Origin of the sequence: Aureimonas sp. Leaf324, from assembly GCF_001423245.1 — a bacterium.
Classification (GTDB): domain Bacteria; phylum Pseudomonadota; class Alphaproteobacteria; order Rhizobiales; family Rhizobiaceae; genus Aureimonas.
In genome coordinates this window covers 283,879-308,081 of sequence record NZ_LMOH01000026.1, presented here as the reverse complement: position 1 = coordinate 308,081, position 24,203 = coordinate 283,879, and the positions used below count along the sequence as shown (strand labels likewise).

Sequence of the window (24,203 nt, the reverse complement as noted above, 5' to 3'; positions counted from 1 at the left end):
GGGTTGGAGAGAGCCATGTTCATTCTTCATGTCGCACTTCAAGGGTGCCTGCGCGCAAAGGACGTGGAATACGGGCTGACGGCCGACACCGGCGGCCACATCCGCTACCTCCTCGACCTCGTGGCGGCCTCCGTGGCCGACCCCGCCGTCACCCGCACCGTGATCGCCACGCGCCGCTTCGAGGACACGCGACTCGGCGCCGACTACGCGCAAGGGTTCGAGCGGATCGACGAGAAGACCGAGATCGTCCGCTTCTGGACCGAGGACCCCGCCTATCTCGAAAAGGAAGCGCTCCACACCGAGGTCGGCAGCTTCGCCGACGCGCTGGTCGCCTTCATCGAGGCCGGGGACCGGCGCCCCGACGTCCTCCACGCCCACTATGCCGACGCCGCGAGCGTCGCCGCGATCGTGGAGGCGCGGCTCGGCATCCCCTTCGTCTTCACCGCCCACTCGCTGGGGCGCGTGAAGCGCGAGACGCTGGGCCTCCGGCCCGGCGACGATGCGGCGCTCGACCGGCGCATCGGGGCCGAGAACGCGGCGCTCGCCGACGCCTCGCTCGTCATCGCCTCCTCGCGCGACGAAGCCGAGGTGCAGTGGATGGGCTACGAGGCGTACGAGCCCGGGCGGATCCGCATCCTCGCGCCGGGCAGCGACCTCCAGCGCTTCGCCGGCGCGCCGACCTGCGCGCGCGTCGACGCCTCGATCGCCCGCTTCCTGCGCGAGCCGGAGAAGCCGGTGATCCTGGCGCTCGCGCGTCCCGTCGCCAAGAAGAACCTCGCCGCCCTGGTGCGGGCCTTCGGCGAGAACCCGGCGCTGCAGGAGCGCGCCAATCTCGTCCTGTTCGCCGGCGCGCGCGAGGACTACGCGACGCTCGACGGCGACATGGCCGAGACCGTCGCCGAGCTTCTCGCGCTCATCGACCGCTACGACCTCTACGGGCGAGTCGCCTACCCGAAGCATCACCGGCCCGAGGACGTGCCGGCGATCTACGCCCATGCGCGGGCGCGCGGCGGCGTCTTCGTCAATCCGGCGCTGAACGAGCCCTTCGGCCTGACGCTGCTCGAGGCGTCTGCCGCCGGCCTGCCGCTGGTCGCGACCGATTCCGGCGGCCCCAACGACATCGTCGAGATGTGCGGCAACGGTATCCTGGTGAACCCGCGCCTCGACGCGGCGATCGGCGAGGCCGCGCTGTCGATCCTGTCGGACGAGGCGATCTACGCGCGTTTTTCGGCCGCCGGCGCCAAGGTCTCGGCGGCCTACGACTGGACGCGCCACGCCGCGCGCTACCACGCGCTTCTCGCCTCGCTCACGACCGCGTGCGAACCCGTCGCCCACCCCGAGCAGCTCCTGATCTGCGACATCGACAACACGCTCGTCGGCTGCGCGGACGGCGTGCGCACCTTCGGAACCTGGCGCGAACGCCAGCCGGGGCTCGCCTTCGGCGTCGCGACCGGCCGCTCGTTCCATTCCGCGCTCGCCATCCTCGAACAGCAGGACGCGCCGCGCCCGCAGGTCGTGATCTCCTCGGTCGGCTCGGAGATCCACCACCTCGATCCGAACGGCACCACCTACACGCAGGACGCCGAGTGGCGCGCCATCGTCTCGCGCGCCTGGGACCGGGACGAGGCGCGCCGGGCGCTGGCACGGGTGCCGGGTCTCCTGCCGCAGGCGCCGCTCGAGCAGCGCGCCCACAAGCTCAGCTATTTCACCGAAGGCCAGCCCGGCATCGTCGGGCGGGTGCGCGCGGCGCTGGAACGGGCCGTGCTGCGATGCTCGGTGATCCACAGCCACGGGCGCTATCTCGACATCCTGCCGATCCGCGCCTCCAAGGGCACCGCGGTCGACTTCGTGCGCGCCCGCCTCGGCCTGTCGCAGGACGCCGTGTTCGTCGCCGGGGATTCCGGCAACGACATCGAGATGCTGCGCACCATCCCGCAGGCGATCATCGTCGGCAACTTCTCCGACGGGCTCGCCGCCATGCCGGCGCTCCGCCACTCCTATGTCGCGCGCAACACCCATGCGCGCGGCGTGATCGAGGGCGTCCTCCACTTCCGCGACAAGGCGAGGGCCGCATGCAAGCCAGCGTCCTGACGCTGGTGCGCGGGCGGCGGGATCATCTCGCCCGCCTGATGGAGGGGCTCGCCCGCCAGACGCGCCGCCCGGCGGAACTCGTGATCGCCTGGATGCAGGACACGGCCTTCGCGGACCTGCCCGATCCCGGCTGCCCCGTGCGCCACGTCATGGTGCCGGGCGAGCCGATGCCGCTCGCCGAGGCGCGCAACCGGGCGGCCGAAACGGCGGCTTCTGAGCTCCTTGTCTTCCTCGACGTCGACTGCATCCCCTCGCCGACCGTGGTCGAGGCTTATTGCGCCGCCGCCGAGGCGCAGGACGGCCTGTTTCTCGGCGAGGTCCTGTACCTTCCGGCGGGCACCGTGGAGGCCGGGCTCGACTTCGCGCGGCTCGACGCGCTCGGCCGCGTCCATCCCTCCAAGCCCGCCGTGCCGAACGAGGGCGTGCGCCGCGAGCCGGATGCGGGCGAGCTCTGGGGCCTCTCCTTCGCACTGCCCGCCGCGCGCTGGCACGCCGTCGGCGGCATGGACGAGGGCTTCGTCGGCTATGGCGGCGAGGAAACCGACTTTGCCGTGCGCATGGCCGCCTCCGGCCTGCCCTTCTTCTGGACGGCGGGGGCGCGGTGCTATCACCAGCACCACCCCGTCCGCGTGCCCCCGCTCCACCACTTCGACCACATCCTGCGCAACGCCGCGCTGTTTCGCGCGCGGCACGGGCGCTGGTGCATGGACTACTGGCTCGGCCAGTTCCGCGACGCCGGGCTGATCGATTGGGGGGACGACGCGATCCGTCTCCTGCGCGCGCCCTCGCTGGCCGAAATCGAAGCGTCCGGCGCGGGCGCAGCGGAGCGCCTTTTCTCCTGACCCGTCAGCGCCGGTGATCGAGCCGGGCGACGAGCCGGTCGCCCGCCCACTGCAGGAGGCAGACGAGCACGACGAGGACGGCGACCACGGCCACCATGACCTCGGTCTGGAAGCGCTGGTAGCCGTAGCGGATGGCAAGGTCGCCGAGCCCGCCGGCGCCGATCGCGCCCGCCACCGCCGTCGCGCCGACCAGCGTGATCAGCGTGACGATGAAGCCCGCGACGAGGCCCGGCATCGCCTCCGACAGGAGGACGTGGCGCACGATCGTCCAGCGCCCGGCGCCCATGGCGCGCGCCGTCTCGACGAGGTTCGGGTCGACCTCGCGAAGGCTCACCTCGGCGATCCGGGCGTAATAGGGGATCGCGGCGATCGAGAGCGGCACGATCGCGGCATAGGTGCCGATCGACGTGCCGACGATGAGGCGCGTCAGCGGGATCAGCGCGACGAGGAGGATGATGAAGGGCACCGAGCGGAAGGCGTTGACGAAGCCGCCGAGGATGCTGTTCGTCCAGGGCTCCTCCAGGATGCCGCCCTTGGCGGTCACGGTGAGAAGGAGGCCGATCGGCAGGCCAATGATAAGCGAGACGAGGCCAGAGGCCAGCGTCATCAGGATCGTCTCCCACGTCGCGCGGATCAGGAGGTCAGTCAGCGCGGACGACATGGCCGAGAAGCTCCGTGCGGATGGTGGACGAGGCGAGATGGGCGAGGATCGGCTCGAGATCGTCCGGCCGGGCCGGGGTCACGCCGACGAAGAGGCGACCGACCGGGACGCCGCCGACCGGCTCGACACCGCCCGATAGGATGCGGGCCGAGGCGCCGAACCGGGCGCCGAGGTCCGACAGGAGCGGGGCGCCGGCGCCGGGCCCCCCGAGGTCGATGCGGACCAGCGCCTCGCCGGAGCCGGCCGGCGCCAGCACGAGGCCCGGCGGCAGCGCGGCGGCGTCATGCCCGAGAAGGCTCTTCGTGACGGCCGCCTGCGGGTCGGCGAAGACGCGCCACGTCTCGCCGGTTTCCGCGATCCGGCCGTTCTCGAGCACCACGACGCGTCCCGCGATGCGCCGCACGACGTCCATCTCGTGGGTGATGAGAAGGATGGTGAGGCCAAGGCGGCGGTTGATGTCGGCGAGAAGCGACAGGATCTGCTCGGTTGTTTCCGGGTCGAGCGCCGAGGTCGCCTCGTCGGAGAGGAGCATCGCCGGCTCGGGCGCCAGGGCTCTTGCGATGCCGACGCGCTGCTTCTGGCCGCCCGAAAGCTGCGCGGGATAGCGGTCCTCGCGCCCTTCCAGCCCGACGAGCTGCAGGAGGTCGCGCACGCGGGCCTGCCGCGCGCCCCGCGCCATGCCCGCGATGATGAGCGGCAGCTCGACATTCTCGGCCGCCGTTCGGTTGGCCAGGAGGTTGAAGTGCTGGAACACCATGCCGATGCGCCGGCGCACCGGCTTCAGCGCGCTTTCCCCAAGGGTCTGGATCTCGCGTCCCTCGATCGCGACCGTGCCGGCGTCCGGGCGTTCCAGCCCGTTGATGCAGCGGATCAGGGTCGACTTGCCGGCGCCGCTGCGGCCGATGATGCCGAGGATTTCGCCCGAGCCGACCGTGAGGTCGATGTCGGAGAGGGCCACATGGTCGCCGAAGCGCTTGCGCACGCCGGCGAGGCTGAGGATGGGGTTTGACGAGGTCATGGGAGGGACATGCCGAAGGCCGAGGGAGAAGGAAAGACCTGCCGGCCGGATGAGAACGCACCCGGGCCCGCCTTCGGTCAAGGCGGGCCCACTTTGCGAAACGAACGGGACGGGCGGAGGGCGCTTACCAGGCGGGCAGCGTCGTGCCCTTGTAGGCGTCGTTCAGCGCGGCCTTCACCGCGTCGGTCTGGTAGGCCGCGACCAGCGTCTTCACCCAGGGCGCGTCCTTGTCGGCGCCGCGCACGGCGATGAAGTTGCGATAGGGATTGTTCTCCAGCGGCTCCTGCGCGATCCGCTCCTTGGCCGGGTCGATGCCGCTCTTCAGCGCCCAGTCGGTGTTCACGACGCCCGCATCGAGATCGTCGATCGAGCGGCCGACGATGCCGGCGTCGAGCTCGCGGATCTCGAGGTTCTTCGGGTTCTCCTCGACGTCGATCGCCGTGGCGAGGATGCCGGCCCCTTCGCGGAGCTTGAGAAGACCCTGCGCGGCGAGAAGGTTCAGCGCGCGGCCGGCATTCGACGGATCGTTCGGGATGCCGATCGAGCCGCCTTCCGGGATTTCCGCAACGCTCTTGTGCTTGCGCGAGTAGAGGCCGATCGGCTGGACCAGCGTGTAGCCGACCGGCACGATGTCGTAGCCGTGCTGCTGCACCTGCGCGTCGAGATAGGGCTGGTGCTGGAAGGCGTTGGCCTGGAGCTCGCCGTTCGCCAGCGCCTCGTTCGGCTGGACGTAGTCGGAGAAGGCGACAGTCTCGACGGTGAGCCCGGCCTTCGCCGCCTCCTGCGTGACGACCTGCCAGACCGCCTCGTCCTCGCCCGACATGATGCCGACCTTCACCGTCTCGGCCGCGGCGCCAGCGGCCGTGGCGGCCAGCATCGCGCCGGACATCAGGCCGAGGACGGTGCGGCGCGACAGGGCGGACAGGAAGGACGAGGGGCGGCGCATCGGCGTGTCTCCGGCTGTGGAATGGTGCGGACCGCACGGGATGCGATCCGATGGGAGGACCCTAGCGTTTCGCATTGCAGCACGAAAAGGATCGGCTGCCTAAAATTCCGGCTCGACGCGACAAATTCGACCATTCCGGTGGATTGAAGCGCCGCGCCGCGGCCTGTCGACCGCCGTCAGCCCGGCAGGACGCGGTAGCGCAGATGCACCGCGCCGCCCTCGATCGTCTCGGCCGACTGGAGCGACAGTTGGGCCTTGCCCTTCAGTCCCTCCCGGCCGAAGGCGACGATGCCCTCGACCTCGGTGCCGCCGTCGAGCGCGGGCGCCAGCACGACGCTGAACTCGTCGACGAGCCCGGCGGCAAAGAACGAGCCGTTGATCGCGGCGCCGCCCTCGACGAGGAGGCGCCGGACGCCGAACTCGGTTGCGAGGACCTCCAGCGCCCGTCCCAGATCGACCTCGGGCCCGTCCGAGACGACGTAGCTGACGCCATCGCCAACGAGTTCGGCGAGATGGGCGTCGGACACGCCGTTGCCGAGAAGCACGACCACCGGATCGCCGCCGACGTCGGGGCCGCGGAAGTGGAGCTTGCCCGCGGTGTCCGGCGCGATCGCCAGCGGGCGCTTATCCGCGCGGGGCGCGCGGTGGATCGGGCGCGCCGGCCGGTCGAAGGTCTCGGGCCGATGCGGCTCGCCCTTGGCCATCTCGGCCATCGTGGTGCGCCCGACGAGCCAGGCGTCGCCCTTCAGCGTTTCGTGGATCGCCTCGTAGGCGCCGCTCCAGTCCTTCACCGCGCCGTCGGGGCTCTGCGTGTAGCGGCTCGGGTGTAGACGGCCGTCGATCGAGGACGTCATGTGGCAGACGACATGGGGGCGTTGGCTCATGGGACAGGCTCCTTCCGGAAAAGAGCCCCGCGCCGTCGGCCGGTCCCCTGTGGCACGCTGTCGTCAGGCGACGGCGGCGACCACGATCAGGGGAAGGGCGAGGGCCAGCATGCCGAAGGCGATGCCGAGGCGGGGCGAGGGAGGTGGGCGGCGCATGAGGCGTCTCCGGTCCGTTGCGGGAACGGATCAGCCTCGGCGGGTGAGGTTAACGAAAGGTTACGACGGGGTTTCCGGCCGGAATCCGAGGACGAAGCGGGCCACCACCTCGGCCGGCATCTCGCAGGGGCGCAGGAGCACCTCGCCGTCCGCCAGACGGTAGAGGTTGGCGCTGACGATGCCGCCGCCGCCCCGCTCCTCGCCGTAGAGCCAGATCCGGCGACCGTCGCCGGACCGGTGCAGCGTCACGCCGAAGCGCCGCCCCTCGAACGAGCCTTCGCAGTGCCCGTCCGGCCAGCCGTCGAGGCGTTCGGCGAGGACGCGGGGATCGTGGTCCGGCGCGGTCATGGCTTCAGTGCGTCAGTGGCCGGCGTGCGCGTCGCCGCCGCTGCCGTCCGAGGCGGAGGACTGCTGGCTCTGCGTCAGGGTCTGCGTCGTGGCCGAGCCGGCGCCCGGCTGGGTTTCCACCGTGCCGTTGTCCTTGCAGGCGGCAAGGCCGAGAACGGCGAGAAGGGCGGCGGCGGTGAGGGTCGGGCGAAGCGTCATCGATCGAAGTCTCCTTGCATCTGGACGCAACGCACGAGGGCCGCGCCGGTTCGACGGCCCGGACCTTTCGCTGCGGGTCGATCAGGACGGCTCGTGATACGGGCAGCCGTTGAACCGGGCGCGGAAGTCGGCCGAATGGCGGTAGGGCTCGCGGCGGGCCCGGTTGATGTTGCCGAGCGGCTGGTGGTCCGCGATGCCGGTCCAGACCGAGAAGCGCATCTCCTCGTTGACCGTCTGCACGCGGGCGTCGTCCCAGCTGTCCTGCGCCCTGGCGCGGATGGTGCCGACGCGCTGGAAGGGGGCCTCGGTCTCGTCCCAGGCGACGGTCGCATCCTCGACCGGCTGCCGATCGAGGTCGCGGCAGAGCTGGACGCGGAACTCCCACTCGGCGTCGATGCCGGCCATCTCGCGCCGCACCTCCTCGCGCACCGCATTCTCGCGGCCCTTGACCTCGATCTCGCGACCGGTCAGCGCCGTCATCGCGGGAGCCACGGGCTTCAGGCTGAACTTGGCGATATGCTCGCCGTATCGGAACGGCGTCGTGGAATAGTAGGTCTCGCCGAGCGGCTCGACATTCGGCGCGCCGCCGAGCGTGTTGACGGTCGGGCTCTCGATGCCGACCGTCTCCAGCGCCGTGCGCACGCCGCGCAGCACCTTCGAGGCGACTTTCTTGGTGCCCTCGATCCGGTCGGTCGTGGCGGCGAGAAGCTTGAGGCTGCCGAGGAACTCCTTGGCGCTCCGAGCCTGGAACACCGGCGCGTTGACCATCACGAAGTCCTGCGCCGTGCCTTCCGAGCCGGGCAGCCGCTCGCCGAGAACGCCCAGCACCTTGATCGCGAGACCGCGCGGCAGGCTGATCGCGTCGGGCAGGATGTCGCCCGCATTGGTCGACATGCGCAGGAACACCTTGTGGGTGCCGGCCTTGGCGAAGAGACCCTGCGCCAGTTCGGGCGGCAGACCTTCGTCGATCGTCAGCTCGCCCTCCAGGATGCCGTGGGACTTGGCATGCACCGAGCGCACGGCATGGCCGTAGTCTTCCGCGGTACGCTCCAGGATCGTGTCGAACGTCTCCTTCAGGCCCTCGACGGTTTCGTTCTCGCCCGGATCGACGAACTCGACCTCCGGCCGGTATTGTACGGGTCGCGCGATCATATCCTGCTCCATCGAGAGATCAGGGGCCCAACTCGCGCCGGGGCCGGGGAGTTCCGGCCCCTCCCGGCTCACATCGTGGGATGCGCGGCGACAGGCGGCGCGGCGATGGTATGACGCAGTCCGCTGGGGCGCAGCCCGGTGGGGCGCAGGAGCCGGTCGAGGGGCGCCTCCACGACATGGTGGAACGCAAGGCCCGCAGCAAGGCACACGAGCACTGCGCCCGCGCTGTAGGCGAGACCCATCGCTCCCGCCGCGCTGAAGCCGACCTGCCGCCAGAGGATCTGCGTGACCGGCGCGATCGGCAGGTGGACGAGGTAGATCGAATAGGAGGCATCGCCGAGGCGCCCTATCGCGGGCAGGCGCCACGGGCCGCCGGCGCGCTCGTCGAAAACCGCGCCCAGGACGATCAGCGCGGCGGGCAGGCCGGCGGTCGGCAGGCGGTTGGCCTGCACGGCGCCGAGCATCAGGAGGATGCCGGCGGCGACCAGTGCGAGGCAGGCGGCGCGCGGCAGGCGCAGGCCGGTGCCGTGGAGCCCGCCGATCGCAAGGCCGAGCGCGAACTCGACGATCACCGGATCGGTGTAGAAGCCGGCGGCGCCGCCGGGCTGGAAGACACGCCCCGCCAGCGCGATGAGGATGAGCGCGAGCGCCGCGGCCGGCACCTGCCAGCGCGCCGGCAGGAAAAGCGCGAGCGCGAACAGCGCGTAGAACGCCATCTCGTAGTTCAGCGTCCAGCCGACGAGGAGCAGCGGATTGTAGAGACCGATCACGGGGTGCGAGGTCGGCCAGAAGATGAACGAGGCAAACGTGTGCCACGGCACGAAGACCGTCGCGCCCGACAGGCCCGGCATCAGCACCGCGGCGTTGGCGACGAGCGCCGTGAGAAGCCAGTAGGGCGGGGCGACGCGCAGGGCGCGTCGCTGGAAGAAGGGGAGCGGTCGCCCGGCTTCCGGCGTGCGGGTCGTCACGCCGATGATGAACCCGGACAGGACGAAGAACAGGTCGACGCCGACGAAGCCGAGGGAGAAGCAGGAGAGATGGACGCCCTCGCCGAGGCGCGCCGCGCCGCAGGTGACGTGGAACACCACGACCATCAAGGCAGCGATCCCGCGCAGGACTTGAAGATTGCGGATCATCGTCGAAGGTTCCGTGCCGCATGCCGGCGGGCTTGCGGAACGCGAGCATATCCGTGGTGACATTAAGAGGTCCTGACGAAACCTCCTGGGCGGCGGTCTGCCGGGTCTTGGACCATCCGGCGTCGTCGCCGATGATCACCGTGGCGCTGCACGGGCTCCGCTCGGCTCCTGGCCGGCGGCCCCGATCCCTCGCCGTCCCCCGGCCCGAAGGCCTTCCTCAGGCAGTCGAAGAGGTCCTGACGGAGCCTCGTGCGAGGGGGCTGTCGGCGCGTCGGCTTCTCGGCCTGTAGGGCCGAGCCGGTGCCCGGCTTTCGGCAACGCCTGATCCTCTCCCGGCTCCCGCCCAGCACGCCTCGAGGCTTCCCGATCGCCCCCGCCGGGCGGGGGATGCTTGTGGCACGGCGTTCTTTGCGGCAAGGAAGGTCTCCTTCCCTCCGGTTCCGGTTCCCATGGCGCAGCACCCCTTTCCCGGCCGCCGCTTCGGCGGCTTCCTGTTCGACATGGACGGCACGATCCTCAACTCGATCGTGGCGGCCGAACGGGTGTGGGGCGCCTGGGCGCGCCGGCAGGGGCTCGACGTCGACAGCTTCCTGCCGACGATCCACGGCATGCGGGCGATCGAGACGATGCGCCGTGTCGGCATCCCGGAAGAGGTGCTGGAGGTCGAGATCGCCGGGCTGGTGCAGGCCGAGATCGACGACGTCGAGGGCATCGTCGAGATCGCGGGCGCGGCGATCTTCCTCAAGTCGCTGCCGCCGGAGCGCTGGACGATCGTGACCTCGGCGCCGCGCGCGCTCGCCGAGAAGCGGCTCGCCGTCGCCGGGCTGCCCGTTCCCCCGCTGATGGTGACGGGCGAGGACGTCGTGAACGGCAAGCCGGCGCCCGACTGCTTCCTTCTGGGTGCCCGCAAGCTCGGCCTTGCGATCGAGGACTGCCTGGTGTTCGAGGACGCCCCCGCCGGGATCCGGGCGGGCGAGGCGGCAGGCGCGGCCGTTCTCGTGATCGACGCCACCCACAGCCACAGGCTGGATACGCCCCATCCGAGCGTGGCCGGCTACGACGCGCTCGGCGTCTCCAGCGCCCCGGACGGGACGCTGGAAATCATCGCGAAGGGGTAGGGGTCGCCGTGCGGCGACAGTCCGCGCGGCGTTGGGGCGTTCTTCCCGGCACCGGATGAACCAGCCGGGGGGTCGGTTCGCGGGGTGCGGTACGAGGCCTACCAGCAGGTGAAGCCGGCGTCGGCCTGCACCGTGGTGCCGGTCATCAGGCTGGAGGCGTCCGAGGCCAGGAAGTGGACGACGGAGGCGATCTCGTGCGGCTGGCCCATGCGGTGCATCGGCGTGTCGCGCAGCCAGACGTCGATCATGCCCTCGTTGCCCTCGCTGTAGCGCGTCATTTCGGTCTCGATGTAGGTCGGCGCGACCGCGTTGACGCGCACGCCCCGATCGGCCCATTCGGCGGCGAGCGAGGACGTCAGCTGGTGCACGGCGGCTTTCGAGGCGTTGTAGTAGGTCTGCTTCTGCGGCCGGTTGGAGATGAAGCCCGACATCGAGCCGATGTTGACGATCGCCCCGCCGCCGGCCTTCAGCATGTGCCGGCCGAAGGCGCGGTTGCACCAGAAGACGCCGTTGTAGTTGACGTCGTTGACCTTCAGCCAGCGCTCGTCCTCCGTATCCTCCGCCGCGACGCCGGACATGCCGATGCCGGCATTGGCGACGAGGATGTGGACGCGCCCGTGCGCCGCGACGATCCTCTCGGCGAAGGCCTCGACGTCGCGGGGCTTCGTCACGTCGAGGACATGGGCTTCGGCCTCGAAGCCCTTGCCCTTGAGGGCTGCCAGGCCGGCGTCCGCGACGGCGCGGTCGATGTCGGCGATGACGATGCGCGCCCCGAACTCGGCGAGAGCCTCGGCGATCGACAGGCCGATGCCGCGCCCGCCCCCGGTGACGACGGCCGTGCGCCCGTCGAGACGGAACTTCTCCTGAAACATCGAAAGGTCTCCTCAAGCGTCTATGAAGGGGTGGAGGCCGGGGCGCGCGGAGCCGCCGGCTTGGCGGACCCGCGGGCGCGCAATTCGGTTTCCCTCAGGCGACCATGAACCCGCCGTCCACCGGCATCGACAGGCCGTGGACCATGGCGGCGGCGTCCGACAGGAGGAAGAGGATCACCTCGGCGATGTCGTCCGGCTCGGCAAAGCGGCCGAGCGGGATGCGCTGGAGCATCGCGGCCGCCTTGTCCGGGTCGCTCCAGGCCTTCACCGCCATCGGCGTCAGGGTCACGGTCGGATGGAGACCGTTGACGCGGATGCCCTTCGGCCCGAGCTCTTTCGCCATGACGCGGGTCAGCCCGTCGAGCCCGGCCTTGGAGGCGCAGTAGGCGGCGTGGTCGGGAATGCCGACGAAGGAGGCGCAGCTCGACACGTTGACGATCGCGCCGGGCCGGCCCGCCGCCACCCGCTCGCGGGCGTATTCCTGTGCGACGATCATCGGCGCGCGCGTGTTGACGGCGTAGAGGAGGTCGAAGTTCTCGACGGAGACGTCGAGGAAGGATTCGAGCTCGGTCGTGCCCGCGCAATTGACGAGAAGGTCGGCGGGCAGCGCCTGCCTCGCCGCCGCGCGCGTTGCCTCTGCGTCCGCGAGGTCGACGACGACGGTCTCGCAGCCCGTCTCGGCCTTTAGGGTTTCGAGATCGGCGCCCGAGCGGGTCAGCGCGATCACCTGGGCGCCGCGCCTTGCCAGCATCAGCGCGGTGGCGCGCCCGATGCCCTTGCCGGCGCCGGTGACGACGACGCGTCGGCCGGTGAAGTCGGCGCTCACAGCCGGCGCCCCGTCTCGCGGTCGAAGAGATGGACGCGGCGCGTGTCGATCATGAAGGAGACCTCCTCGCCCGGCTGCGCGCCGATGCGGTCCTTGACCACGGCGTCGAGCGAATCCTTGCCGACCTTCGCGAAGACCTGCGTTTCCGAGCCCGTCGGCTCGAGCACCGAGACGCGTGCGGGAACGCCGCCCGGTCCGATGTCGATGTGCTCGGGGCGGATGCCGTAGGTGACGGTGCGGCCGGGCTCGACCTGTCTCTCCCCGAGCGGCAGGCGGGCGCCGCCGTCGGCGGCGAAGACGGCGCCGTTCGGGCCCGCCTCGATCCGCCCGTGGACGAAGTTCATGGCGGGCGAGCCGATGAAGCCGGCGACGAACGTATTGACCGGGTTGTCGTAGAGGTCGAGCGGCGCGCCGATCTGCTCCACGCGCCCGTCGCGCATGACGACGATCTTGTCGGCCATGGTCATCGCCTCGATCTGGTCGTGTGTGACGTAGACGATCGTGGTCTTCAGCCGCTGGTGGAGTTCCTTGATCTCGACGCGCATGGCGACGCGCAGCTTGGCGTCGAGGTTCGACAGCGGCTCGTCGAAGAGGAAGACCTGCGGATCGCGAACGATGGCGCGGCCCATGGCGACGCGCTGGCGCTGGCCGCCGGACAGCTCCTTCGGGTAGCGGTCGAGATACTTTTCCAGATCGAGGATAGAGGCCGCCTTCCTCACCTTCTGCTCGATCTCGGATTTCGGCGCGCCCTTGATCTTCAGCGCGAAGCCCATGTTCTCGGCCACCGTCTTGTGCGGGTAGAGCGCGTAGGACTGGAACACCATGGCGATGTCGCGATCCTTGGGGGCCACGTCGTTGACGACGCGCCCGCCGATCGAGATCGTGCCGCCCGAGATCGGCTCCAGCCCCGCGATCATGCGCAAGAGCGTGGACTTGCCGCAGCCCGACGGGCCGACCAGCACCACGAACTGCCCGTCGCCGACATCGACGTCGACGCCGTGCATGACCTGCACCTGGCCGTAGCGCTTGACGACGTTCTGGATGGTGACCTGTGCCATGGGGAACCTTGGAAAGTGAGGGGCGTGTCGGGCGAGCCGGGCGAGGAGCCCGCCTCAGCCCTTCCAGACGATCAGCGCGCCGAGCGCGATCGCGATGACGTGGCAGACGGTGAGGGGGATCGCCTGCTCCAGGAAGCGCATCCAGAGAAGCTCCAGCGCGACGAAGAGGTAGATCCCGATGAAGAGCCGGTCGAACCAGTTGGTGCTGATCGGCAGGAAGCCGTGGCGCACCGCGGGCGGCTTGGCGCTGGCTTCCTCGTCGGCGGCGTCGAGGTCGACGGTCTTGTCCATGGGGTTACTCCTTCACCGCGCCGAAGGTGAGGCCGGCCACGATGTGGCGCTGCACGACGGCGAAGACGACGAGGGCGGGGATGAGGGTGATGATGGCGATCGAGGCCATCGTGCCCCATTCGGTGCCGGTGGTGGTGACGTATTCCGACAGGCCCGTGGTGATGGTGCGGGCGTTGAAGCTCGTGAGCGTCGCGGCCAGCAGGAACTCGTTCCAGGCGAAGACCCAGGTGAGGATCAAGGTGACGGCGAGCCCGGGACGCGCCAGCGGGAAGATCACCTCGCGGATCACCTGCCAGGTCGAGGCGCCGTCGACGGTCGCCGCCTCGTCGAGTTCCTTCGGCAGCCCGTCGATGGTGGGCCGGAGCGTCCAGATCGCGAACGGCAGGTTGAAGGTGCAGTAGAGAAGGATCATGCCGATCCGCGTATCGTAGAGCTTGAAGTCCCCGATCGCGAAGACCTGCGTGAACAGGAGGAAGAAGGGCAGGAGGAAGACCGCGGCCGGCGCCATGCGGTTGGTGATCGTCCAGAAGAAGATGTTCTCCTTGCCGCCGAGATCGTATCGCGACAGCGCGTAGCAGGCCATGAAGGCGAGCGTCGTGCAGAGGACCGCGTTTCCGCTGGAGATGATGATCGAGTTGATCATGTAGCGGCGCAGCGTCTCGTTGCCGAGGACGTTGGCGTAGTTGTCCCAGAACACGGTGTCGAGGAAGACGCTCGGCGTCGTGAAGAGGTCGACCGCCGGCTTCACCGAGATGACGAACAGCCAGTAGATCGGGAAGAGGGTCAGGAAGGAGAGCGCGATCCACAGGAGGATCGAGACGAAGGGGCGCGACTGGCGCATCAGAACGTCCTCTTCTTGCGGGTGCGGGGGGCGACGAGGGCGACGTAGAGGATCCAGCACATCACGAGCGTGAGGTAGAGGACGATCACCGAGATCGCCGAGCCGTAGCCGTAGTCGGTCTTCGGGAAGACGACCTTCCAGATGTGGAGGCCGATGTAGCGGGTGGCGGCGCCCGGGCCGCCGCCGGTCAGCATCCACACCTCGTCCACGGTGCGCAGCGCGTCCATCAGGCGGATGAAGACGGTGGCGAGGATCGCCGGGCGGATCATCGGCAGCGTGATGTGCCAGAACACCTGCCAGCGGCTGGCGCCGTCGATCTGCGCCTGCTCGAAGGGCTCCTTGGGCAAGGACACGAGGGCGGCGAGCAGCGTCAGGGTGACGAGCGGCGTCCAGTGCCAGATGTCCATGATGACGGTGAGGACGAAGGCGGCGCCGGCGTCGCGCCCGATGTTCAGCTCGTAGCCGAACCAGGCGTTGAGATAGTAGGGGATGATGCCGATCGAGGGCGTCGTCAGAAGGCGCCAGACCGAACCGACGACGATCGGGGCGACGATCAGCGGCAGGGTGTGGATCGTGCGGAAGAAGCCGCGCCCGGGAAACTCCTTCATGAAAAGCTGGGCCAGGAGGTAGCCGATGACGACTTCCGAGGCGACCGCGAAGAAGGCGAACTTCAGCGTGTACCAGATGGCCGTGAGGAACGCCTTGTCGAAGACGAGGCGGCGGAAGTTGTTGGCGCCGTTGAAGATCATGTCCGGGCTGGCGCCGAACGGGTTCCACTGGTGGAACGCGACGTAGAGCACGTAGACGAACGGCACGATGCCGAAGGTCGCCAGGATGATGATCGTCGGGGCGAGAAGCAGCCAGCCGACCTTGTTGGAACGCATGGGAACCATCCTCTCGAGGGGCTCGCGGTCGAGGATTCGGGCAAGGGGAGGGCGCCACGCGAAGGCGCGTGCGGCGGCCCGCGGACGGGCGCCCTGCTCGGTCGCGGTCGCTCCGGGGCGACCGCAAAAGCCGGCCCCGGAGGAGAGCGTCAGCGAAGCCGCCGGTGATGCCGGCGGCCTCCGAGCTCTTGGCCTACTTGCGGTAGCCGAGGCTCGTCAGTTCCTCTTCCGTCGCGGCAGCCATCTCGTCGAGGCCTTCGTCCGGTCCGACCTCGCCGGTCAGGATGCGGTAGAAGATCGGCGCGACGGTCTCGCGGACCTGCGCGTGGAACGGATACTTCGGCGCGCCGGCGAACAGCTTCCCGTCGTTCTTCAGCATCGTGTAGTAGCCGCCGAGCGTCGTATCCATCTCCTTCACCTTCGGGTCGTCGTAGGTGGCGGTGTTGGTGATGCGCGGCGCGGCGACGGCCCAGTCGGGCTGCACCGAGTTCTGGCCGATGTACTGGAGGAAGAGAAGCGCGGCGTCCTGGTTCTTGGCTGTAACCGGCACGCCGAAGGCGCCACCGTCGTAGTAGCCGATATAGCCCTTGCCCGATTCCGCGTCCGCCATGACGCCCTCCGACAGCGGGGGCAGCGCGATGCCGACCTTGCCGACGACCTTGGACTTCGAAGCGTCGGACGCGATCCAGGCCGCGTTCTCGCCGTAGACGAGGCCTTGCGCGGCGCGGCCGGCCGCGAAGGTCGTGGCGACCTCGGACCAGGTGCTGGAGGCCGATTCCGGCGGCGCGATGTCGCGCAGGTGCAGGAAGTACTTCAGTGCGGCCTTGGCCTTGTCGCTGTTCATCGTGCCGCCGTGCTCGACGGTGGCGCCGTAGTTGTCGTCGGCGTTGATGCCCCAGTTGTAGACGCCGAAGGTGGGCGCGACGGACTCGACGTATTCGTACCAGGAGGCGGGATGGCCGGTGTGCGCCTGGGAGGTCGTGCCCCAGAGCTGTCCGCCGTTCTCCTTGCCGTATTCGGTGAAGAACTCGGCGATCTGGGTGTAGTCCTCGTGCGTCTTGGCGGGCGCGAGGTCCTTGCCGGTCTTGGCCTTGAAGGCCTCCTTGATCTTCGGATCGTCGAAGAGGTCCTTGCGGTAGAGGTAGACCTTGATGAAGGCCTCCATCGGCACGCCGAAGAGGTCGTTGTTGGTGCCGCGGAAATAGTCGGCGAAGGTGGTGAAGTTCTTCTCGTCGAACTCGGGCGCCTTGAGGTCCGGCTTGTCGGCGAGCGTCTTCGTGATGTCGGTCAGGAAGTTGCGCTGCAGGTAGGCGTAGACGATGTCCTGCTCGATATAGACCATGTCATAGATGCCGGTCTTGGCCTCCATGTCCTTGATGGCCTTGTCGTACATCTGGTCCCACGAGGTGGTTTCCAGCTCGACCTTGATGCCGGTCTTCTCCTCGAACTGCTTGGCGAGCACGTCCTTGACGTAGTTCGACGGCGGCGTGCTCTCGGTCACGCCGTGCAGCGTCACGCCCTTGAACTTGGCGCCGGCGTCGGACCAGAAGTCCGCATGCGCGGTGGACAGGCCGCCGACGAGGCCGATCGTCAGGGCGATCAGGCTGGTGCTGAAGTTTCGCTTCATGAGTTTCGTTCCTCCCCAAGGTCCGCCTTGCTCGGCGGCGCGTTGCTCCCGCCCTTGTTGGCCGGGCGGTTTCTCCTTTTGGAAAAGCGGGCCATCGGTCCGCCGGACGCGCCGGGCGGGAAGGCCGTGCCCTTATGCCTAGACCATCACGGGCCCGTGCACAACATTTGTTGCGCGATCTGTCATATTATGTTGCATGCGGCGCAAGAAACGCTGCATCGTCGACGTTGGCATAACCGCAGCGCTTGTTTCCCAGCGAGCATCTGCACAATATGGCAATGCTGCAGCGCATATCACTGACTTTGCGGCGCAGCACGTCGGGCGCTTGACAAATCATGGTTGCGCAGATTTTGTTGCGTAATCCAACAATAAAGGAGCGCGCGATGAAGCGGCTGGGGATCCATTCGTTCGTCTGGACGGGCGGCGGAACGCAGGACGAACTGGAGCGCGCGCTCGACCGCTCGGCCGAATGCGGCTACCGCCTCATCGAATTCGCCTACCTGCGCCCCGAGAAGTTCGATCTCGACCGCCTCGGGCAAAAGGCGCGCTCGCTCGACATCGAGATCGCCGTCACCATGGGCCTGCCGCTTGCCGCCGACGTGTCGAGCACCGACGCGGGCGTGGTGAAGGCGGGCGAGGCGCTGCTTGCCGACGCCGTGAAGGCGGTGCGCGACGTCGGCGGCAAGACGCTCGGCGGCATCCTCTACTCCGCCCATACGAAGTACGGCGCGATGCCGACCGAGCGCGGCCGCCAGAACGCGATCGCGGCCATCGCCAAGACCGCCGACATTGCCAAGGACGCCGGCGTCGACCTCGTGCTCGAGGTCGTCAACCGCTTCGAGAGCAACGTCCTCAACACCACCGCGCAAGGGCTCGACTTCATCGAGAAGACCGGCTCCGACCATGTGCGGCTCCACCTCGACACGTTCCACATGAACATCGAGGAGGCCAATCCCGCCGCCGCCCTGCGCCTGGCCGGCGACAAGCTCGGCTACTTCCATATCGGCGAGAGCAACCGCGGCTATCTCGGCGACGGCGTGATCGACTTCGAGCTGATCTTCGACGCGCTGCTCGACATCGACTACGCCAGAAACATCACGTTCGAGTCCTTCTCCTCCGCCGTGGTGGACGAGGCGCTCTCGCTCGCCTGCGCGATCTGGCGCGACACCTGGACCGACAACATGCCGCTCGCACGCCATGCCAAGACCTTCATCGAGCTGAAGCAGGACGAAGCCAAGCGCCGCCGCGCCACCAACGCGCGGCCGTAAGCCGACGGGAGCGCCCGTGTCGCACGCCGCGTCCCTCGATCCCGCACTCCGCCGCGTCCGGCAGGGCAGCGAGATGGCGGCGCTGCGCGCGCTGCACCGCTTCGGGCGGCTGAGCCGGGCGGATCTGGCGCGCGTCCTCGGGCTCAACCGCTCTTCGTCCGGCCACATCGTCGCCGCGCTCACCGCCGAGGGGCTGGTGCGCGAGGTGGCCGACGCGCCGGACGGGGCGGAGCGCGCGGCCAAGGGCCGGGCGGGGCGGCCGGGCATTCTTCTCGAACTCCAGCCGGACGCCGTGTTCTTTGCCGGCGTCGAGATCGGCGTCGAGCACATCAGCTTCGTCGCGATCGACCTGTCAGGCACGATCGTCGCGCAGCGCATCGCGGCCTTCGACGCGCCGGCGGCCGGGCTCGACGACGCCTTCGAGACCGCCGCGCGCCTCGCCGCCGACGCGCTGCCGACGGACGGCTGGGCGCGCTGCGAGGGGTTCGGCATCGCCATCCCCGCGCAGATGGAGCGCGGCGGGCGCGTGCGCGTCGCGCCGCTTCTCGGCTGGCGCGACGTCCATCCCGCCGCGCTCATGCGCGCCCATCTACCGGACAATGTGCCGGTCGCCGCCGAGAACGATGCCAACGCGTTCGCGATCGGCGACGCCTACGGACGCGATGCCGCCCGGCCCGGCGTCACCCTGGCGCTGGTGCTGGAAACCGGCGTCGGCGGCGGCATCCTCGTCGACGGTGCGCTCTTCCGGGGCGGCCACGGGCTCGCCGGCGAGATCGGCCATCTTCTCGTGCCGGCCGGCGACGGCGCGTGGCGGCGGCTGGAGGAACTCGTCGGGCTGGAGGGTGTCCTTTCCGCCTGGCGCGCCAGCGCGCCTGACGGCGCGGCGACGCTGGAGGCGTTTCTGAGTGAGGTTCAGGACCGCGCGCCGGGCGCCGTCGCGATCGCGGAAGGCTGGGCGCGCGCGCTCGCCTTCGGCCTGTCGCAGGGCTGCCGGCTCGTCGACCCCGACCAGATCGTGCTCGGCGGCTCGCTCGCCGCGCTCTATCCCCTGGTCGGCGCGCGCGTCGCCGCGCACTGGGCGCGCATCCAGGACCCCGGCTTTCCCATGCCCGGCATCGTCGTCAACGCCGACCCGACCTTCGGTGCCGCCTTCGGTGCCGCCTGCATCCTTCACCAGCGGTTCCTGGCGGCCGACGCCGAACCCGCCCATGTCTGACGGGAGACCACACACCATGCTGGATCGGTTTCGACTGGACGGAAAGGTCGCCCTCGTGACCGGCGGCAACCGGGGCATCGGGCTCGCGATCGCCGAAGCGCTTGGGGATGCCGGTGCGCGCTGCCTCGTCACCGCCCGGCGCGACAACCCGGAGGGCGAGGCGGCGCTTCGCGTGTCGGGCACCGAGTTCGACGTGGCGCGCGGCGACGTGCGCGACCCCGGCATGCCGGCGCGCGCGCTCGCGCAGTGCATCGAGCGCTTCGGACGCATCGACATCCTCGTCAACAATGCCGGCGTCGCCTCGCACGGCGAGACGGAAACCTTCGACGACGAGCGGCTGGAGCTGATCCTCTCGACCAACGTCGCCTCCGTCTTCCGCTTCTGCCGAGAGGCGCTGCCGCACCTGAAGGCGGCGGGCGAGAGCGTGATCCTCAACGTCGGATCGGTGTCCGGCTTCATCTCCAACATTCCGCAGAACCAGGCGGCCTACAACGCGTCCAAGGCCGCAGTGCATATGCTGACGAAATCGCTCGCCAGCGAGTTCGCGCCGGACGGCGTGCGCGTCAACGCGGTGGCGCCCGGCTATATCGACACGGACATGACGCGCGGCGGCTTCGACAACCCGGACTGGGACCCGGTCTGGCGGCGGATGACGCCGATGGGCCGCTACGGCCAGCCGGAGGAGGTCGCGGCCTGCGCCCTGTTCCTCTGCTCGCCCGCCGCAAGCTACGTGACCGGCGCCGTGCTGCCGGTCGACGGCGGATATCTCACGCGTTGACCGACGCGTCACCCGCTGACCGACGCGTCACGCGCCGACGAATTTCCAAAGGGAGGAACCATCGACATGGCAGAGAAACTGGCGGGCAAGGTCGCGGCCGTCACGGGCGGCGCCTCGGGCATCGGCCTCGAATGCGCCCGCATCATGCTGGCGAACGGGGCGCGCGTCTTCATCGTCGACAACAACGACGAGCGCCTGGACAAGGCGGTCGCCGATCTCGGGACGGGCGCGAGCGCGCTGAAAGTGGACATCACCGATGCCGCGAGCACCGACACGATGCTGCCGCGCATCCTGGAGGAGGCCGGCCAGCTCGACATCTTCCACGCCAACGCCGGCTCCTACATCGGCGGCGACCTCGTGGACGGCAACGCCGACGCTTTCGACCGGATGCTGAACCTCAACGTCAATGCCGTGTTCCGCGGCGTCCATGCCGTGCTGCCGCACATGATCGGCCGCGGCACCGGCGACGTGATCGTGACGAGCTCGGTCGCCGGCCATCAGGCGATCCCGTGGGAGCCTGTCTACACGGCCTCCAAGCACGCGGTGCAGGCCTTCACCCATGCCGTGCGCCGGCAGGTGGCCAAGCACGGCGTGCGCGTCGGCGCCATCGCGCCGGGACCGGTGGTGACGCCCCTCGTCCAGGACTGGCCGGCCGAGAACCTGAAGCGGGCGATCGAGAACGGCGCGCTGTTCCAGCCGGTGGAGGTCGCCGAGGCTGTCCTCTTCATGTTGACGCGCCCGCGCAACACGGTGGTGCGCGACCTCGTGCTCCTGCCGCAGAACTTCGACATCTGAGACAGCCCGTCGCCGCTTGAAACCTCAGCCCCGAGCCGCCATGTCGCGGCTCGGTTTGAGGCCAGAGAGGGACACGGCATGACGGCGGAAACGGCAACGGGCGAGACGACGAAGAGCTTCGAGGCGGACGTCGCCCGGCTCCTGCACCTGATGGTGCACTCGGTCTATTCCGACAAGGACGTGTTCCTGCGCGAGCTCGTCTCCAACGCCGCCGACGCCTGCGAGAAGCTGCGCTTCGAGGCGATCGCGAACCCCGATATCCTTGGCGCGGGCGGCGAGCCGCTGATCACCCTGACGATCGACCCTGCGGCCCGCACGCTCACCGTCGAGGACAACGGCATCGGCATGAGCGAGGCCGAGATGACCGAAGCGCTCGGCACCATCGCGCGCTCCGGCACGCGCGCCTTCATGGACCGGATGGCGGAAGAGGCGAAGGGCGGCGAAAGCCGGCTCATCGGCCAGTTCGGCGTCGGCTTCTATTCCGCCTTCATGGTGGCGGACCGGGTCGACGCCGTCTCGCGCCGTGCCGGCGGCGACACGGCGGCGCGCTGGAGTTCGGACGGCCTCGGCACCTTCACGGTCGGCGCCGCCGATCCGGCCGAGGCGCCGCCGCGCGGCACGCGCGTGACGCTCCACGTCAAGGAGGACGCCGGAACCTATCTCGAGCCCCACGTCATCGAACAGACCGTGCGCGCCCAGTCCGGCCACGTGCCGGTGCCGATCGCTCTGAAGACCGCACCCGATGCCGAGCCGCGGCGCATCGCCGACGGCGCGGCGCTGTGGACGAAGCCGAAGTCCGAGATTTCGGCCGACGACTACGCCGACGCCTATCGCACGCTCGCCGGCCAGTTCGACGACCCCGCGCTGACGCTGCACTATCGCGCCGAGGGCCTGCACGAATACACCGTCCTCGCCTTCGTGCCGGGTTCGAAGCCCTTCGACCTCTTCGACCCCGAGCGCGCCGGCCGCATGAAGCTCTACGTGCGTCGCGTCTTCATCACCGACGAGACCGAGATCCTGCCGCGCTGGCTGCGCTTCGTTCGCGGCCTCGTGGATTCGGCCGACCTGCCGCTCAACGTCTCGCGCGAGATGATCCAGGAAAGCCGGGTGCTCGCCGCGATCCGCAAGGGCGTGACGAGCCGGGTCCTGTCGGAGCTGGGCAAGCTCGCTGAGAGCGACCCGGACCGCTACGCCGGCGTCTGGGAGAATTTCGGCGCCGTCCTGAAGGAAGGGCTCTACGAGGACGAGGACCGGCGCGCCGCCCTCCTCGGCCTCGCCCGCTTCCACACCACGACGGGCGGGACGGCCTGGCGCAGCCTCAAGGATGTCGTCGCCGACATGAAGGAGGGGCAGGCGGCGATCTACTATGCCGTCGGCGCGGATGCCGAGCGGCTGAAGGCCTCGCCGCAGCTCGAGGGCTTTGCCGCGCGCGGCATCGAGGTGCTTCTCCTGACCGATCAGGTCGACGGGTTCTGGACCTCGATGGTCCCCGAGTTCGAGGGCAAGCCGCTGCGCTCGGTGACGCAGGGGCTCGCCGATCTCGGCGCCGTGCCGCTGAAGGAGGGCTCGGAGCCCGCCGCCACCGAGGCCGTACCGGAGGTCGAGGGCTTCATCGCCTATCTCAAGGAGACGCTCGGGGCGGATGTCTCGGACGTGCGCGCCAGCGAGCGCCTGACCGACAGCGCCGTCTGCCTCGTGGCGAACGATCGCGGCATGGACCGGCAGCTGGAGCGTCTCCTGGCGAGCGCCGGCCGGCTCGGCGGCGCGGCTGCAAAGCCCATTCTCGAGGTCAACCCGCGCCACGATCTCGTGGCGCGCCTGGCGCGGCTGGGTGCCGGCGACGCCGCGCTGCGCGAGGACGCCGCGCGCCTTCTTCTCGACGAGGCGCGCGTCGCCGACGGCGAGGCGCCGTCCGACCCCCGGGCCTTCGCCGCGCGCCTCGGCCGCGTGCTGGCGCGCGCGCTCGGCTGAGGCTCGGCCCGGCGCCTGACGCACCGGGGTTGAACGCTGCGTCAGGCGGGTGCCTGCTGGTTTGCGTGCGGTGCAGCCCGTAAGGATGGGGGACGTTCGTTCCCCCGTTCCGAAAGGCTGCCCCTCGTGCTTCTCGGCCTCTTCGTGCTTCTCGCCTGCCAGCTGGCCGGCGAGACGGTCGTCCGCCTTCTCGGCCTGCCGGTGCCGGGCCCGGTGCTCGGCATCGTCTTCCTGCTCGGCATCCTCGCCGTCACCGAGCGACGCCGGGCGGGACGCGTGGCGGCGGCGGACGCACCGGTCGGCCGCGTCGCCGACGGGCTTCTCGCCCATCTCGGCCTCCTCTTCGTGCCGGCGGGCGTCGGTATCGCACGCTCGCCCGATCTCCTCCTTGCCAACGGGCCGGGCGTGCTGGCCGCCCTCGTCCTGTCGACGGTGCTGACGCTCCTCGTCACCGTCGGCGTCTTCCGTCTCGTCCGCCGCCGGCGGGAAGGCGGTGCCGCATGAACGGCGGGGCGTCCCTCTTCGAGCTCTGGGTCTATCTCTCCGCGAGCCCGCTTCTCTGGCTGACGCTGACGATCGGCGTCTTCCTCGCTGCGCGCGCCGTGGCGCGGGCGAGCGGCGACCATCCGCTGGTCAACCCGATCCTCCTGTCGATCGCGGTCCTCGTCGCGCTTCTCGCGGCGACCGATACGCCCTACGCCACGTATTTCTCGGGCGCTCAGTTCGTCCATTTCATGCTGGGGCCGGCGACCGTCGCGCTCGCCGTGCCGCTCTGGCGCAACCGCGCGATGGTGCGCTCGATGCTGGGGCCGGTGCTCCTTGCGCTTCCCGCGGGCGCGCTGGCCGCCACCGGCTCGGCCGTCGGGCTCGGGCTCCTCTTCGGCGTGCCCGAGCCGCTGCTCCTGGCGCTCGCGCCCAAATCCGTGACCGCCGGCATCGCCATGGGCATCGCGGGCGAGATCGGCGGTGACCCGGCGCTGACCGCCGTCTTCGTGATCGCCACCGGCATCATCGGCGCGATCCTCGTCACGCCCCTCATGAACGCGCTCGGCATCCGCGATTATGCCGCGCGCGGCTTTGCCGCAGGCCTCGCTTCGCACGGCATCGGCACCGCTCGCGCCTTCCAGGTGGACGGCGTGGCCGGCACCTTCGCCGGGCTCGCCATGGCGCTGAACGGGCTCCTGACGGCGCTCGTCGTTCCGATCGTCGTCGGGCTGCTCCGCTGA

General features: G+C 69.7%; 25 protein-coding genes. 10 read left to right on the top strand and 15 right to left on the bottom strand.

Annotation, left to right across the window (positions count from 1 at the left end; all coding sequences use genetic code 11):
* Nucleotides 1-15: 15 nt before the first annotated feature.
* Together ASF65_RS16595 and ASF65_RS16590 are read left to right on the top strand one after the other, a co-directional pair.
* Nucleotides 16-2,091, top strand: coding sequence for an HAD-IIB family hydrolase (locus tag ASF65_RS16595; protein WP_055891520.1), 2,076 nt, complete (start codon nt 16-18; stop codon nt 2,089-2,091).
* A complete protein-coding gene (locus ASF65_RS16590; RefSeq protein ID WP_055891517.1) occupies nt 2,073-2,933 on the top strand; it encodes a galactosyltransferase-related protein in 861 nt (286 codons plus the stop codon). Before ASF65_RS16595 ends, ASF65_RS16590 begins: the two co-directional genes overlap by 19 nt.
* Nucleotides 2,934-2,937: 4 nt before the next feature.
* Here ASF65_RS16590 and ASF65_RS16585 read toward each other — a convergent pair whose 3' ends face one another.
* The 8 genes from ASF65_RS16585 to ASF65_RS16550 all read right to left on the bottom strand — a co-directional run bounded on the left by ASF65_RS16585 (nt 2,938) and on the right by ASF65_RS16550 (nt 9,432).
* On the bottom strand, nt 2,938-3,594 hold the full coding sequence (locus tag ASF65_RS16585) for a methionine ABC transporter permease (protein WP_055891515.1): 657 nt from the start codon (nt 3,592-3,594) through the stop codon (nt 2,938-2,940).
* Nucleotides 3,575-4,612, bottom strand: coding sequence for a methionine ABC transporter ATP-binding protein (locus ASF65_RS16580; protein ID WP_055891512.1), 1,038 nt, complete (start codon nt 4,610-4,612; stop codon nt 3,575-3,577). The genes ASF65_RS16585 and ASF65_RS16580 overlap by 20 nt, the downstream gene beginning before the upstream one ends.
* 124 nt (nt 4,613-4,736) lie before the next feature.
* A complete protein-coding gene (locus tag ASF65_RS16575) occupies nt 4,737-5,558 on the bottom strand; it encodes a MetQ/NlpA family ABC transporter substrate-binding protein (RefSeq protein ID WP_055891511.1) in 822 nt (273 codons plus the stop codon).
* Between the two features lie 176 nt (nt 5,559-5,734).
* The gene (locus tag ASF65_RS16570; RefSeq protein WP_055891508.1) at nt 5,735-6,442 is read right to left on the bottom strand and encodes a RibD family protein; all 708 of its coding nucleotides are present in this window, start codon (nt 6,440-6,442) and stop codon (nt 5,735-5,737) included.
* Between the two features lie 216 nt (nt 6,443-6,658).
* The gene (locus tag ASF65_RS16565) at nt 6,659-6,946 is read right to left on the bottom strand and encodes a hypothetical protein (RefSeq protein WP_055891506.1); all 288 of its coding nucleotides are present in this window, start codon (nt 6,944-6,946) and stop codon (nt 6,659-6,661) included.
* 12 nt (nt 6,947-6,958) lie between these two features.
* Complete coding sequence (locus tag ASF65_RS16560) at nt 6,959-7,144, bottom strand: hypothetical protein (RefSeq protein WP_055891503.1); 186 nt, start codon at nt 7,142-7,144, stop codon at nt 6,959-6,961.
* Between the two features lie 81 nt (nt 7,145-7,225).
* Entirely contained in the window at nt 7,226-8,296 is a 1,071-nt protein-coding gene (locus ASF65_RS16555) for a catalase family protein (protein ID WP_055891501.1), read from the bottom strand.
* Nucleotides 8,297-8,364: 68 nt separating this feature from the next.
* A complete protein-coding gene (locus ASF65_RS16550) occupies nt 8,365-9,432 on the bottom strand; it encodes an acyltransferase (RefSeq protein WP_055891498.1) in 1,068 nt (355 codons plus the stop codon).
* 449 nt (nt 9,433-9,881) lie between these two features.
* Between ASF65_RS16550 and ASF65_RS16545 the strand changes: the two genes are divergently transcribed.
* Nucleotides 9,882-10,550, top strand: a complete 669-nt coding sequence (locus ASF65_RS16545) for an HAD family hydrolase (RefSeq protein WP_055891495.1) — start codon at nt 9,882-9,884, stop codon at nt 10,548-10,550.
* 98 nt (nt 10,551-10,648) lie between these two features.
* On the opposite strand, the gene ASF65_RS16540 is transcribed toward ASF65_RS16545, so the two are convergent.
* From ASF65_RS16540 to ASF65_RS16510, 7 genes are all read right to left on the bottom strand, one after another.
* Nucleotides 10,649-11,422 (bottom strand): glucose 1-dehydrogenase, encoded by a 774-nt coding sequence (locus ASF65_RS16540; protein ID WP_055891492.1) that lies wholly within the window; start codon nt 11,420-11,422, stop codon nt 10,649-10,651.
* A 94-nt stretch (nt 11,423-11,516) separates the two neighbouring features.
* Nucleotides 11,517-12,248 (bottom strand): SDR family oxidoreductase, encoded by a 732-nt coding sequence (locus ASF65_RS16535; RefSeq protein WP_055891491.1) that lies wholly within the window; start codon nt 12,246-12,248, stop codon nt 11,517-11,519.
* Entirely contained in the window at nt 12,245-13,306 is a 1,062-nt protein-coding gene (gene ugpC, locus ASF65_RS16530) for a sn-glycerol-3-phosphate ABC transporter ATP-binding protein UgpC (protein WP_055891488.1), read from the bottom strand. Before ugpC ends, ASF65_RS16535 begins: the two co-directional genes overlap by 4 nt.
* Before the next feature lie 54 nt (nt 13,307-13,360).
* Entirely contained in the window at nt 13,361-13,597 is a 237-nt protein-coding gene (locus ASF65_RS16525) for a DUF2160 family membrane protein (RefSeq protein ID WP_055891486.1), read from the bottom strand.
* A 4-nt stretch (nt 13,598-13,601) separates the two neighbouring features.
* Entirely contained in the window at nt 13,602-14,438 is an 837-nt protein-coding gene (locus tag ASF65_RS16520) for a carbohydrate ABC transporter permease (RefSeq protein WP_055891483.1), read from the bottom strand.
* The gene (locus ASF65_RS16515; protein WP_055891480.1) at nt 14,438-15,322 is read right to left on the bottom strand and encodes a sugar ABC transporter permease; all 885 of its coding nucleotides are present in this window, start codon (nt 15,320-15,322) and stop codon (nt 14,438-14,440) included. Before ASF65_RS16515 ends, ASF65_RS16520 begins: the two co-directional genes overlap by 1 nt.
* Before the next feature lie 193 nt (nt 15,323-15,515).
* Nucleotides 15,516-16,949: an extracellular solute-binding protein gene (locus tag ASF65_RS16510; RefSeq protein WP_055891479.1), complete on the bottom strand. Its 1,434-nt coding sequence runs from the start codon at nt 16,947-16,949 to the stop codon at nt 15,516-15,518.
* A gap of 383 nt (nt 16,950-17,332) precedes the next feature.
* Here ASF65_RS16510 and ASF65_RS16505 point away from each other — a divergent pair, with 383 nt between their 5' ends.
* The 7 genes from ASF65_RS16505 to ASF65_RS16475 all read left to right on the top strand — a co-directional run bounded on the left by ASF65_RS16505 (nt 17,333) and on the right by ASF65_RS16475 (nt 24,203).
* Nucleotides 17,333-18,217: a sugar phosphate isomerase/epimerase gene (locus ASF65_RS16505; protein WP_055891476.1), complete on the top strand. Its 885-nt coding sequence runs from the start codon at nt 17,333-17,335 to the stop codon at nt 18,215-18,217.
* Between the two features lie 16 nt (nt 18,218-18,233).
* Nucleotides 18,234-19,433 (top strand): ROK family transcriptional regulator, encoded by a 1,200-nt coding sequence (locus ASF65_RS16500; protein WP_055891473.1) that lies wholly within the window; start codon nt 18,234-18,236, stop codon nt 19,431-19,433.
* A 16-nt stretch (nt 19,434-19,449) separates the two neighbouring features.
* Nucleotides 19,450-20,211, top strand: a complete 762-nt coding sequence (locus ASF65_RS16495) for a glucose 1-dehydrogenase (RefSeq protein ID WP_055891470.1) — start codon at nt 19,450-19,452, stop codon at nt 20,209-20,211.
* A 66-nt stretch (nt 20,212-20,277) separates the two neighbouring features.
* The gene (locus ASF65_RS16490; RefSeq protein WP_055891468.1) at nt 20,278-21,006 is read left to right on the top strand and encodes an SDR family oxidoreductase; all 729 of its coding nucleotides are present in this window, start codon (nt 20,278-20,280) and stop codon (nt 21,004-21,006) included.
* Nucleotides 21,007-21,084: 78 nt separating this feature from the next.
* On the top strand, nt 21,085-22,977 hold the full coding sequence (gene htpG / locus ASF65_RS16485; protein ID WP_055891464.1) for a molecular chaperone HtpG: 1,893 nt from the start codon (nt 21,085-21,087) through the stop codon (nt 22,975-22,977).
* Between the two features lie 126 nt (nt 22,978-23,103).
* Nucleotides 23,104-23,481: a CidA/LrgA family protein gene (locus ASF65_RS16480; RefSeq protein WP_055891461.1), complete on the top strand. Its 378-nt coding sequence runs from the start codon at nt 23,104-23,106 to the stop codon at nt 23,479-23,481.
* Nucleotides 23,478-24,203, top strand: coding sequence for an LrgB family protein (locus ASF65_RS16475; RefSeq protein ID WP_055891457.1), 726 nt, complete (start codon nt 23,478-23,480; stop codon nt 24,201-24,203). Before ASF65_RS16480 ends, ASF65_RS16475 begins: the two co-directional genes overlap by 4 nt.